At 63.5% G+C, this 13411-nt stretch carries 7 protein-coding genes and 1 pseudogene; 6 read left to right on the top strand and 2 right to left on the bottom strand.

Features of this window, described 5'->3' with window-relative positions; genetic code table 11:
- Nucleotides 1-17: 17 nt before the first annotated feature.
- Complete coding sequence (locus K5I40_RS00675; protein ID WP_223073919.1) at nt 18-1802, bottom strand: methyl-accepting chemotaxis protein; 1785 nt, start codon at nt 1800-1802, stop codon at nt 18-20.
- Nucleotides 1803-1909: 107 nt separating this feature from the next.
- Complete coding sequence (gene ychN, locus K5I40_RS00670) at nt 1910-2263, bottom strand: DsrE/F sulfur relay family protein YchN (RefSeq protein WP_039030707.1); 354 nt, start codon at nt 2261-2263, stop codon at nt 1910-1912.
- Between the two features lie 73 nt (nt 2264-2336).
- Between ychN and nasR the strand changes: the two genes are divergently transcribed.
- The 6 genes and pseudogenes from nasR (at nt 2337) to K5I40_RS00640 (ending at nt 13155) form a co-directional block, all read left to right on the top strand.
- The gene (gene nasR / locus K5I40_RS00665; protein ID WP_223073920.1) at nt 2337-3503 is read left to right on the top strand and encodes a nitrate regulatory protein NasR; all 1167 of its coding nucleotides are present in this window, start codon (nt 2337-2339) and stop codon (nt 3501-3503) included.
- A gap of 228 nt (nt 3504-3731) precedes the next feature.
- Nucleotides 3732-4979, top strand: coding sequence for a CmpA/NrtA family ABC transporter substrate-binding protein (locus K5I40_RS00660; RefSeq protein WP_223073921.1), 1248 nt, complete (start codon nt 3732-3734; stop codon nt 4977-4979).
- 1 nt (nt 4980) lies between these two features.
- The gene (gene ntrB, locus K5I40_RS00655; RefSeq protein ID WP_223073922.1) at nt 4981-5859 is read left to right on the top strand and encodes a nitrate ABC transporter permease; all 879 of its coding nucleotides are present in this window, start codon (nt 4981-4983) and stop codon (nt 5857-5859) included.
- A 9-nt stretch (nt 5860-5868) separates the two neighbouring features.
- Nucleotides 5869-6657: an ABC transporter ATP-binding protein gene (locus tag K5I40_RS00650; RefSeq protein ID WP_223073923.1), complete on the top strand. Its 789-nt coding sequence runs from the start codon at nt 5869-5871 to the stop codon at nt 6655-6657.
- An 11-nt stretch (nt 6658-6668) separates the two neighbouring features.
- Nucleotides 6669-10648, top strand: a pseudogene (gene nirB / locus K5I40_RS00645) (nitrite reductase large subunit NirB).
- Nucleotides 10645-13155: a nitrate reductase gene (locus K5I40_RS00640; protein ID WP_223073925.1), complete on the top strand. Its 2511-nt coding sequence runs from the start codon at nt 10645-10647 to the stop codon at nt 13153-13155. The pseudogene nirB and the gene K5I40_RS00640 overlap by 4 nt, the downstream one beginning before the upstream one ends.
- The last annotated feature ends 256 nt before the right edge of the window (nt 13156-13411 follow it).

Genomic DNA, 13411 nt, shown 5'->3' with positions numbered 1-13411 from the left:
CAGGCATTGCTTTAACATTAAATGCGGAAATGGCCTGCGGTTTCAGCGAGGTCGCCTGCCTGACCCTGCAGGGCGCTGGCCGCAGCGGCCGACTCCACCACCAGCTCGGCGTTTTGCTGCACCATGCTGTCCAGGTTAAGCACCGCGCGGTTAATCTCCTGAATGCCTTTCATCTGCTCGCTGGTGGCTACAGTGATCTCCCGCATGATCCCCGACATGCTGCCAATGCTGGTGACGATCTCATCCATGCTCTGTCCGGCGAGATGCACGTAGCGCGAGCCGGTCGCCACGCTGTCGGTGGTAGAGTCGATCAGGCTCTTGATCTCTTTTGCCGCCTGGGCGCTGCGGCTGGCGAGATTGCGTACTTCCCCTGCCACGACCGCAAAGCCACGACCCTGTTCACCGGCACGCGCCGCCTCTACCGAGGCGTTAAGCGCCAGGATGTTGGTCTGGAAGGCAATGCCGTCAATCACGCTGGTGATGTCGCCAATTTTGGTCGAGGCGGCCTCGATGGACTGCATGGTGGTGATCGCCTGCGATACCACGCTGCCACCGCGCGTCGCGGCCTCGGCGGCTTTGCCCGCCTGCTCGTTCGCCACGGCGGCAGATTCGGTGGACTGGGCGACGGAGGCGGTGATCTGCTCCACGGCGCTGGCGGTTTCACGCAGGCTGGAGGCGGCCCGCTCGGTACGGCCAGAGAGATCCTGGTTACCGGCGGCGATCTCCTGAGCGGCGTTTTTCACCGAGGCGCTGGCGTCGCGCAGCTGCACCATCACCACCGAGAGCTTGTCGCTGAAGGCGTTGAACGCATGGGCGATCTGCGCCACCTCATCGTCACCTTTCTCCGGCAGGCGCTGGGAGAGATCGTTGGTGCCGTTAGCAATGGCGTGCATCGCATCGCGGATCTCCGACAGGCGTTTCAGCAGACGGGCGATCACGAAATGCACCACCACCGCGCTGAGCAGCACGAGGATCACCAGCGACAGGGAGGAGGCTTTCAGCAGGGTGCGCATCCCCGAGGTGGCGTCATCGCTGTCGAGCGCCACAATCAGCTTCCATTGGGTGCCGGCAATCGGGGTCGCAGAGAAGGTTTTTGCCACGCCGTTGTACTGGCCGTCGGCGCTGTTGCCGTTCTTCAGCGCCGCCAGATCGACGCCGCTGATGACATCCTTAAAGGGTTTCAGGGTCAGTTCAGGATCGCTTGCGGCAATGACCGAGCCATCGCTGTCCACCAGCAGCCCGCTGCTGGCCGGGGTCGGATGAATGCCGCGCACGTTGGCGATCACGCTGTCCATCGCCACGTCGCCCGCCAGCACGGCTTTTAACTCGCCGTTCTCTTTCACCGGCACGGCGAAGGTCACCACCAGCTTTTTGGTGCCGGTATCCACATAGGGCGCGGTGACAATGGCGCGATCCTCTTTCACCGCCTGCTGATACCACGGGCGTACCGTCGGATCGTAGTCGGCGGGCACGCCGTCAGGATTGGAGAACTTCGCGGTTTTGCTGGCATATCCGGCATAGACGTTGATAAATCCGCCCGCCTGCGCCAGCTGTTTAAACACCGGGACCGGATCGTCGCTCAGGGCCACGTTTTGCAGGGAGTTGATGATGGTTGTCTTGCTGCTGACCCAGTCGGCAATCGCCATGCTGTGGCTGGCGCTGGTACTGGCGAGCATGGAGCGTTGCGACTGTTGATTATCCTGACGCGTGACCTTGAAATTGATCACGGTATTCAGTACAAGCGCGGCGATCAGACATCCGACCGTCGCCGCAATAATACGAGCGCGAATTGACCTGAACATAAATGTTATACCTGCTGTGTTGTTGTTAAATGCCTATCGGCATCGGGCAGGCAAACTTGATGCTGGAACCGCGCTCATAAGAAAATAATATTTCAGTTAAAGGATTATTAAAATGTTAATAGTTTATCGGCGGATAACGTCCACTGCGCCAGCTCTACCAGGGTGCCAATCTCGACCCCCTCGATCAGCGGCAGGGCGCTGATGCCGCGGCCATCGGTGCAGGTTTTGCACAGTTTTACCGGCACGTTCTGCGCCGTCAGGATCTCCAGCATCTGCTGAATGTTATAGCCCTCCGCAGGCTTCTGGCCGCGCAGTCCGGCGGTCACTGCATCGGACATTAAAAACAGGCGCAGATCCAGGTCGCTCTCCTGCTCGCGCAAGGCAATGGCCAGCCGCAGGCTGTTAAACAGGGATTCGCTGCCGTAGGCCGCGCCGTTGGCGACAATCACAATCTTCTGCATCTTGACTCCTGAACAATGAAAAGGCATGAAAATTGCTTCTCTCATCATTAGATATCGATCCGGGAGAGAAAGCATGACGATAAACACGGGCCGTCCACCCGGCGCCACTGAATGGTACCAGCAGGCCAGACTGCTGCGGAAAGCCCAGCTGTGCAAACTGGCGCAGCTGGGCACCCTGGTCAGCCGGATCGGCCATCTTGCCCACATGCTACAGTGCGAGCGCGGAGCCTCCAACATCTGGCTCTGCTCACAGGGGGCGCTGTACGCCCTGGAGTGTAAAGCCAGCCGCGCGCTGGTGGACGATCATCTGCAGGCGCTGCATCAGGCTCTCGGCACGCCGCTGATGGCCAGCGGTGCCCTGTGCGAGCGGGTCGCCAACGCCCTGCAAAGTCTGGAGCAACTTCCCGGGCTTCGCGAGGCAATTACAGATTGCGCGCTGCCCGCGACGACGGCGATGGAGCGCTATGGCCGCATGCTGCGTAACCTGCTCAGTATTGTGCCGCAACTTAATGACAGCATTGACGATCCGCAAATCGCGGGCAGATTTGTCGCCCTTTACAGCCTGATGCAAGGCAAAGAGCTGGTAGGACAGGAGAGGGCCCTGGGAGCGATTGGCTTTACCCAGGGCTTTTTCAGCGACGAAATGCGCCAGACGCTGGTGGACCGGATCGACGGGCAGCAAACCTGTTTCGAGATCTTCCTCTCCCTCACGCCTGCCAGCCTGCATGACCACTTCACACTCAGCGTGCCGGGAGCGGAAGTTGAACAGCTGCGGCGGCTGGCCTGTACCCGTCAACCCGCCGCGGATCAGGGCGTGCTGGCGCTGCACTGGTTCTCGCTGCAAACCGAGCGCCTTGAACATCTGCGCACCCTGGAAGAGATGCTCATCGACGACCTGATGCTGGCGGTAGAGTCGCTGATTAGCCGCGCCGACGACGAACCGCCCGCCGAGCCGCAAACGTATGAGCCGCTGGCGCTCTACCCGCAGAAACCCCTGCTGCCGCTGGTGCGCCAGCAGGCGCAGGAGATCGAACAGCTCTCCCGCCAGCTGGCTTCAATGCGCGACACCCTGGAGGAGCGCAAAATCATCGACAAGGCCAAAAGCGTGCTGATGACCCATCAGCAGATGAGCGAGGAGCAGGCCTGGTGCCAGTTGCGCAAGATGGCGATGGATAAAAACCAGAGGATGGTGGATATCGCCCGGGCGCTGCTGACGGTCAAAGCCCTCTGGCAGGAGTGAATGCACCCCGGCTGGGCAAGGCCTGCATGGTTGAGGTGCGTTTTCCTGACCCGCAGGCAGAAAAGGCAAGACATTTGAGCGTTTAAAACCTGGCATCACCCTTGCATTAATCAACATAACAATTTTAACGACGCGCCAACGGCGGTGGGTCGTGACGAAGGATAAAGGCGTCCTGCAGTGCTCCGGCACTGCCGGGCGCTTTTTTTTGGCATTTTTTCGGGAGTGAGCATGGTGGAATGGACAAGACGGCGTTTTTTACAGGCCAGCGCGCTGGCCGGCGGGGCGCTCATGTTGCCGGGCGTGATGCAGGCTGCGTGGGCCGCAGGCTCCGATAAACCGGAACTCGATACCGTTCGCGTCGGCTTTATTCCGCTGACCGACTGCGCGCCGCTGGCCATCGCGGCATATAAAGGTTTCGATAAAAAATACGGCTTCACCCTGGTGCCCACTAAAGAGGCCAGCTGGGCGGCGGTGCGGGACAAGCTGGTCGCCGGGGAGCTGGACGCGGCGCACATCCTCTATGGCCTGCTGTACGGTCTGGAGCTGGGGATCGCCGGTAAACCCAAACCGATGGCCAACCTGATGACCCTCAACCGCAACGGGCAGGCGATCACCCTGTCGAGCGATCTGGCTCAGCAGGGCGTGCGCGACGTTGAGGGGCTGAAAAAGCTCATCGCCCGACAGGCGCCGGGCAGCTATACCTTCGCCCATACCTTTCCCACCGGCACCCACGCTATGTGGCTCTACTACTGGCTGGCGAGCGCGGGCATCAACCCGTTTGACGACGTGCGCACCGTGGTGGTGCCGCCGCCGCAGATGGTGATGAACATGCGCATCGGCAATATGGTCGGCTTTTGCGTCGGCGAGCCGTGGAACGCCCGGGCCATTAACGATCGCATCGGCTTTACCGCCGCCACCTCGCAGTCGATCTGGCCGGAACACCCGGAAAAAGTGCTGGGCACCCGCAGCGAGTGGGTCGGGCAGCATCCGAACACCGCCCGGGCGCTGGTGAGCGCCCTGCTGGAGGCTCAGCGCTGGATCGACGCCTCGCCGCAGAACAAAGAAGAAACCGCTCAGCTGCTGGCCCGTCGCGCCTGGCTCAACACCAAGGAGCAGTACCTCACCGGCCGCATGCTGGGGGAGTACGACAACGGAACCGGCCACCGCTGGCAGGATGCCAACCCGATCCGTTTCTTTGAGGACGGAGCGGTGAGCTATCCGTGGCACTCCGACGGGATGTGGTTCCTGACCCAGTTCCGTCGCTGGGGGCTGCTGAAAACCGATCCTGACTATGCCGCCATCGCGCAGCGCATCAACCGCACCGACGTCTGGCAGGACGCCGCCACCGCAGTAGGGGGCATTCGCGCGCCATCTTCGCCGCTGCGCAGCAGCACCCTGATGGACGGCACCGTCTGGAACGGCGCCGATCCGAAGGGTTACGCCAACAGTTTCGCTATTCACCGTACAGGGGCCTGATATGAAAAAAGTTAACACCAAAGCCGCACCCGCCGAGCCGGTCAGCGGTGAAGTGATTACCCTCCCGCCGGTGCAGGTGCGCCGTCGCACCCCGGCTTTTGCCCGGCGGATTAACGATCTGCTGCAGCGCCTCATTCCGGCGCTGCTCGGCCTGGGGCTGCTGGTGATTGCCTGGCAGCTGGCGGCCATCAACAGCAAAGGCTTCCCAACGCCGCTCAGCACGCTGGATTCGGCTCTCACCCTGTTTGCCGATCCCTTCTACCGCGACGGCCCGAATGACATGGGGGTGGGCTGGAACGTGCTGGCCTCGCTGCAGCGTGTTGCCATCGGCTTTGGCCTGGCGGCCATCGTGGGCATTCCGCTGGGCTTTATGATTGGCCGCTTCACCTTTATGTCCCGCATGTTCACCCCGCTGATTGCCCTGCTGCGCCCGGTCAGCCCGCTGGCCTGGCTGCCCATTGGCCTGCTGCTGTTCCAGAAGGCGGAGCCCGCCTCCAGCTGGACCATTTTTATCTGCTCGATCTGGCCGATGGTCATCAATACCGCCGAAGGGGTGCGCCGCATCCCGGAGGATTACCTCAACGTCGCCCGGGTGCTGCAACTGTCTGAGTGGACGGTGATGCGCCGCATTCTCTTCCCGGCCGTGCTGCCTGCGGTGCTGACCGGGGTGCGGCTCTCCATCGGCATCGCCTGGCTGGTGATTGTCGCCGCCGAGATGCTCACCGGGGGCCTGGGGATCGGCTTCTGGATCTGGAACGAGTGGAACAACCTCAACGTTGAAAACATTCTCATCGCCATCGTCATTATCGGCGTGGTGGGTTTGCTGCTGGAGCAGGGGCTGATGCTGATCGCCCGTCGTTTCAGCTGGCAGGAAAAATAAGGAGCGCACATGAAACCATTAATTCAGGTCCAGGCCGTCAGCCAGCGTTTTTCCACTGCCAGCGGCGAGTTTCTGGCACTGCAGAACGTCTCTTTTGATATTCACGAAGGGGAGACCGTCAGCCTGATTGGTCACTCCGGCTGCGGCAAATCCACGCTGCTGAACCTGATCGCGGGCATCACGTTGCCGAGTGAAGGCGGACTTCTCTGCGATAACCGCGAGATCGCCGGGCCGGGGCCGGAGCGGGCGGTGGTGTTTCAGAACCACTCCCTGCTGCCGTGGCTGACCTGCTTCGACAACGTGGCGCTGGCGGTGGATCAGGTGTTCCGCCGCAGCATGAGCAAAGCGGAACGCCGGGAGTGGATCGAACATAACCTCGAGCGGGTGCAGATGGGGCACGCCATCCACAAGCGCCCGGGGGAGATCTCCGGCGGCATGAAGCAGCGGGTGGGCATTGCCCGCGCCCTGGCGATGAAGCCAAAAGTGCTGCTGATGGATGAGCCGTTCGGCGCCCTCGACGCCCTGACCCGCGCCCATCTGCAGGATTCGGTGATGCACATCCAGCAGGAGCTGAACACCACCATCGTGCTGATCACCCACGACGTGGACGAGGCGGTGCTGCTTTCGGATCGGGTGCTGATGATGACCAACGGTCCGGCGGCGACGGTGGGCGAGATCCTGCGCGTCGATCTGCCGCGGCCGCGTAACCGGGTGCAGCTGGCGGAAGAGAGCCGCTATCACCATATGCGCCAGCAGATCCTCCACTTCCTCTACGAAAAACAGCCGAAAGCGGCCTGAGGAGCACCACCATGCGCCTGGTCATCATTGGAAACGGACTGGCGGCAACGCGGCTGATCGAGGCGTTGACCGACCGCGCCCCCGGGCGCTTCGACATCACCGTCATCGGTGAAGAGCGGGGGCACGCCTATAACCGTATCCAGCTTTCGCCGGTGCTGGGGGGCGAGAAAGCGGCCGCGGCAACGCAGCTGCATGACGACGCCTGGTATCGGGCGCGCGGCGTCACTGTGCTGTGCGGCGAACGGGTGCTGGGGGTGGAGTGCGCGGCGCGGATGTTGCGCACCGATAAACGCCTGCTGGGGTGGGATGAACTGGTCTTCGCCACCGGATCGCAGCCGTTCGTGCCGCCGATCCCCGGAAGCAATCTGCCCCACGTCTTTACCTTCCGCACCCTGGATGACGTGAACGCCATTCTGGCGACGCCCGGTCCGGCGGTGATTCTGGGCGGCGGCGTGCTCGGGGTGGAAGCGGCCGCGGCATTACGCCTTCAGTGTGACAACGTCACGTTAGTGCATCGCGGCTCGTGGCTTATGGAGCAACAGCTGGATCAGCACGCCGGGCTGCTGCTGGAGGAGGCGCTCTCGGCGCGGGGTATCGGCTGCGAGCTTAACGCTGGTATTGCGCAGATAACCCCCGACAGCGTCACCCTCAGCGGCGGACGCACTCTGGCCGCCAGCCGGGTAGTGCTGGCCACGGGCGTCATACCCAACATCACCCTGGCGCAGACAAGCGGTGTGCCGTGCGGGCGCGGGATCCTGGTGGATAACGAGATGCGCACCGCGTTTGAGGGCATCAGCGCCATCGGCGAGTGCTGCGAAATCGACGGGCAGACGTGGGGGCTGGTGGCGCCCTGTCTGGCCCAGGCGGAGATCCTCGCCGCCCGTCTTGCAGGCGACAGCGTCACCCCCTTTACCCCGACGCAAAACGGCATGCGCCTGAAGGTCACCGGCATTGAGCTGTTCAGCGCCGGAGAGGTGAGCGCGCAACAGGATGACGCGGTGTGGACCAGCTGGGATCCGCTGACCCGCCATTACCGCCGCTTACTGGTTCGTAACGGCACGCTGGCAGGCGTGCTGCTGATGGGGGCGTGTCGCAGTGCGGCCACCCTCACCGATTTACTGGCAACGTCAGAACCGCCCGGGCGGACTGGCTGTTCGATCGATTCACTACGCAGCCGCAGGTTGCAGGACAGAACGCTATGACAAAACCTACTCTGGTTGTGGTTGGACACGGTATGGTCGGCCACCATTTTCTTGAAGACTGCGTAAACCGTGGTCTGCATCAGCAGTATCAGATTGTGGTCTTCGGTGAAGAGCGCTATGCCGCCTACGATCGCGTCCATCTTTCAGAATACTTTGCCGGACGCAGCGCCGACTCGCTGTCGATGGTCGCCGGGGATTTCTTTGCGGAAAATGGCATTGAGCTGCGCCTCTCTCAGCAGGTGGTGGCTATCGATCGCGACGCCCGGGTGATCCGCACGGCGGGCGGGCATGAGACCCACTGGGACAAGCTGGTGCTCGCCACCGGGTCCTACCCGTTCGTACCCCCGGTGCCGGGACGCGACCTGCCGGGCTGTTTTGTTTACCGTACCCTGGACGATCTGGATAACATCGCCGCCCGCGCCAAAGATTCGCGCACCGGGGTGGTGATCGGCGGCGGGCTGCTGGGGCTGGAGGCGGCCAACGCCCTGAAACAGCTTGGGCTGGAGACCCACGTGGTGGAGTTTGCCCCCAACCTGATGGCGGTGCAGCTCGATAACGACGGGGCCGCCATGCTGCGACGCAAAATCGAGGCGCTCGGCGTGGGCGTGCATACCAGCAAAGCGACAACGGAGATCGCCGAAACCGACGGCGGAATGGTGCTGCGTTTCGCCGACGGCAGCGAACTGGCTACCGACATGGTGGTCTTCTCCGCCGGGATCCGCCCGCAGGATGCGCTGGCCCGCGAATGCGGTCTGGGGCTTGGCGAGCGCGGTGGGATAATTATCGACAACCAGTGCCGCACCTCGGATGCGGATGTGTTCGCCATTGGCGAATGCGCCCTCTGGGAGAACAAAATCTTCGGCCTGGTGGCTCCCGGCTACCAGATGGCGCGCGTCGCCTGTGCCGCGCTGGCAGGGGAAGAGAACGCCTTTATGGGGGCGGACATGAGCACCAAACTCAAGCTGCTGGGTGTGGACGTGGCCTCGTTTGGCGATGCCCATGGCCGCACGGCCGGATCGCAGAGCTACCAGTGGACCCACGGCCCGCAGCAGATCTACAAGAAGATCGTGGTCAGCGCCGATAACAAAACCCTGCTCGGCGGCGTGCTGGTGGGGGATGCCAGCGAATATGCCACCCTGGTGCAGATGATGCTTAACGGCATCAGCCTGCCCAACGATCCTGAAACCCTGATCTTACCTGCGGTAGCCGGCAGCGCCCCGAAAGCGCTGGGCGTGGCGGCCCTGCCGGAGAGCGCGCAGATCTGCTCCTGTCACAACGTCAGCAAGGGCGATATCTGCCAGGCGGTGAGCAACGGCGCGACCGACATCGGGGCGGTGAAGCAGTGCACCAAAGCGGCCACCGGCTGCGGCGGCTGTAGCGCGCTGGTGAAACAGGTAATGGAGTTCCAGCTGGCGGCCCAGGGTGTGGAGGTCAAAAAAGACATCTGCGAGCACTTCGCGTACTCCCGCCAGGAGATCTACCACCTGGTGCGCGTCAACCGCATCCACACCTTTGAGCAACTCATCAGCCGCTACGGCCAGGGGCACGGGTGTGAGATCTGCAAACCGCTGGTGGGCTCGGTGCTGGCCTCCTGCTGGAACGAATACCTGCTGAAACCGGCTCACCTGCCGCTGCAGGACACCAACGACCGCTACTTTGCCAACATCCAGAAAGACGGGACTTACTCCATTGTGCCGCGTATGGCCGCGGGGGAGGTGACCGCCGACGGGCTGATCGCCATCGGCCAGATCGCCAAACGCTATCAGCTGTACAGCAAAATTACCGGCGGGCAGCGTATCGACCTGTTTGGCGCCCGGCTGGAGCAGCTGCCGGAGATCTGGCAGCAGTTGATTGACGCCGGGTTTGAAACCGGCCACGCCTACGGTAAATCCCTGCGCACGGTGAAATCCTGCGTCGGCTCTACCTGGTGTCGCTACGGGGTGCAGGACTCCACCGGGCTGGCGGTGACGCTGGAGAACCGCTACAAGGGGCTGCGCGCCCCGCACAAAATCAAGATGGCGGTGTCGGGCTGCACCCGCGAGTGTGCCGAAGCCCAGAGCAAGGATGTGGGGGTGATCGCCACCGACAAGGGCTGGAACCTCTATCTCTGCGGCAACGGCGGCATGAAGCCGCGCCATGCGGATCTGTTTGCCAGCGATCTTGATGACGCCACGCTCCTGCGCTACGTCGACCGCTTCCTGATGTTCTATATCCGCACCGCCGACCGCCTGCAGCGCACCAGCACCTGGCGGGATAACCTGGAAGGCGGGCTGGAGTATCTGCGCGAGGTGATCATCGAAGACAGCCTGGGCATTGCCGGTGAGCTGGAGCTGGAGATGCAGCGGGTGGTGGATACCTATCAGTGCGAATGGCAGACCACGCTGCAGGATCCGGGCCGTCTGGCGCAGTTCCGCACGCTCGACGCCGCCCCGGCACCAGCAAAACGCTGGCAGGATATCTGCAACCTGGACGACATCCCCGAGGAGGCCGGGATAGGCGCCCGTCTGGGTTCGCAGCAGATTGCGCTGTTCCGCTTCGGCAAGTCGATTTATGCCCTCGAAGACAGGGAGCCGGGCGGCAGCGCCAGCGTATTGTCGCGCGGCATTCTTGGGGATGCCAGCGGCGAGCCGGTGGTGATCTCCCCGCTGTATAAAACCCGCATCCGCCTGCGCGACGGACGTCTGGTCGACACCGGCGAAGTGGCGGTGCGCGCCTGGCCGGTGAAGGTGGATGGCAACCGCGTGCTGGTGGGCAGCGAAGAGCTGGTGATGCGTGCGGAGGCCTCATGACGGAAACCCGGACAACCTGTCCTTACTGCGGCGTGGGCTGCGGGGTGATCGCCCGCGTTGAGAACGGCGGGGTGAGCGTGCGCGGCGACGACAGCCATCCGGCCAACTTTGGCCGCCTGTGCGTGAAAGGCTCGGCGTTAGGGGAGACGACCGGCCTGACGGGCCGTCTGCTGCACCCGGAGGTGGACGACCAGCCGGTGAGCTGGGATCAGGCGCTGGATCGCGCCGGAGAGCGGCTGCGGGAGATTATCGACCAGTACGGGCCGCAGGCGGTGGCCTTTTATGCCTCCGGCCAGCTGCTGACGGAGGATTACTACGCCGCCAACAAGCTGATGAAGGGCTTTATCGGCGCGGCCAATATCGACACCAACTCCCGGCTCTGCATGTCTTCGGCGGTGGTGGGCTACAAGCGGGCCTTCGGTGAAGACGTGGTGCCGTGCAGCTACGAGGACATTGAAAAGACCGATCTGGTGGTGCTGGTGGGATCCAATGCCGCCTGGACCCATCCGGTGCTGTATCAGCGGTTGGTGCAGGCGCGCGCCGCTAATCCGGCGCTGAAGGTGGTGGTGATCGACCCGCGCCGCACTGCGACCTGCGATATCGCCGACCTGCATCTGGCCCTGACGCCCGGCAGCGATGCGGGGCTGTTTGTCGGCCTGCTGGACACCATCGAGCCTGGGCGTGCCAGCGACTGGCCGACCGAACGGGTGGCCGATTTTTGCGGCCTGCTGCCTGACGAAGTCGCGACCTTCTACGCCTGGTTTACTGCCGCCCCGCGGGCGGTGACGCTCTACACCATGGGGATCAACCAGTCCGCCAGCGGCAGCGACAAGTGCAATGCCATTATTAACGTCCATCTGGCGAGCGGTAAGATCGGCCGCGAGGGCTGCGGGCCGTTTTCGCTGACCGGTCAGCCCAATGCGATGGGCGGGCGCGAGGTGGGCGGGCTGGCGAATCAGCTGGCGGCGCACATGAATTTCACCCCGGATGATTTAAGCCGCGTGGCCCGTTTCTGGGGAACCGGGCGGCTGGCGCAGACGCCGGGCCTGATGGCGGTGGAGCTGTTTGAGGCCATCGCCCGCGGCGACGTCAAGGCGGTGTGGATCATGGGCACCAACCCGGCGGTGTCGCTCCCGGACAGCCATGCGGTGTGTCAGGCCCTGGCCGCCTGTCCACTGGTGATAGTCTCGGAGGTGATGCGCGACACCGACACCAGCCGCTTCGCCCATATCCGCTTCCCGGCGCTGGGCTGGGGCGAGAAAGACGGGACCGTCACCAACTCCGAGCGCCGTATCTCGCGCCAGCGCGCCTTTCTGCCAGTACCTGGGGAGGCAAAACCCGACTGGTGGATCATCGCCCGCATCGCTGAGCGGCTCGGCCATGGCGCGGCGTTCGCCTGGGACCATCCCCACGCCATTTTTTCCGAACACGCTGCCCTGACGGCGTTCGAAAATCAGGGCGAGCGGATGCTAAACCTCGGGGCGCTGGCACAGCTTACCCGCGAGGAGTGGGACGGGCTGACGCCCTGGCAGTGGCCGGTCAACCGCGAAGCCTTTACCCGTGGACGCCAGCTCCCCGTTAACCCGCAGCCCCACGGCGCCACCGGGAGTGTGCTCTATCCCTTTACGCTCAACAGCGGACGCATTCGCGATCAGTGGCACACCATGACCCGCACCGGGTATGTGCCGCGCCTGATGCAGCACAGCGATGAGCCGACGGTGGATATCTCGCCGCAGGATGCCGCCCGGCTGGGGCTGCAGGAGGGACAGCTGGCGCGGATCAGCGCCCCGCGCGGGGTGATGGTGGCCCGGGCGCGGATCAACGAGGGCCAGCGCGTCGGACAACTGTTCGTTCCGATGCACTGGAACAGCTGCTTTTCCCGCCAGGGCAAGGTGAACGCTCTGGTGGAGGGGCGCTGCGATCCCCATTCCGGTCAGCCGGAGAGCAAGCAGACGGCGGTGCGGCTGATGCCGTGGCAGCCCGCCTGGCAGGGGGAGCTCTGGAGCCGGGAAGAGATGACGCTGCCGATGTTCGTCCACTGGTGGCGCAAGGCGGTGACCGGAGTCTCACGCCTGACGCTGGCCGGGGATAAGCCGCTGCTGGAGTGGCTGCTGGCGCACTGCACCGGGCAGGGCTGGCAGCTGCAAATCGCGCAAACGGGGGAGCGCAGCAGCCTGCTCGCCTGGCATCAGGGGGCTCTGATGCTCGGCTTCTGGCAGGGCACTCAGGTGCCCGCGCTGGCGCATGGTTTTATCGAAGCGGCGTTTCACACCGCGCCGGTAGAGCTGGCGGAACGGCACGCCCTGCTGAACGGCCAGAGCCCTGGCGAGCGCGTGGAGCAGGGGCGGATTATCTGCAGCTGTTTTAGCGTGGGTGAAAACGCCATTCGCGAGGCGATTGCCGGGGGATGCGACTCTGCCGCCGCGCTGGGCGCGAAGCTACGCTGCGGCACCAACTGCGGCTCCTGCGTGCCGGAGCTAAAAGCGATACTTTCCGTGCGGGTGTAAACGCCTGATGCGCTGCGCTTATCAGGCCTACGGTCCTGTAGGTCGGGTAAGCGAAGCGCCACCCGACAATCATGCACCGTACCCCTGTAGGCCGGGTAAGCGTCAGCGCCACCCGGCAATCATGCACCGTACCCCCGTAGGCCGGGTAAGCGCAGCGCCACCCGGCAATCATGCACCGTACCCCCGTAGGCCGGGTAAGCGCAGCGCCACCCGGCAACAAGACTTCAGGATATTCCTGAAATTTCCCTTTGGGCTG

This window comes from Leclercia sp. LTM14 (genome assembly GCF_023736175.1).
In the GTDB taxonomy this organism is placed as follows: domain Bacteria; phylum Pseudomonadota; class Gammaproteobacteria; order Enterobacterales; family Enterobacteriaceae; genus Enterobacter; species Enterobacter barmai.
Note: the sequence above shows the minus strand (reverse complement) of the source record. Positions and strands in the feature narration are given on the sequence as shown.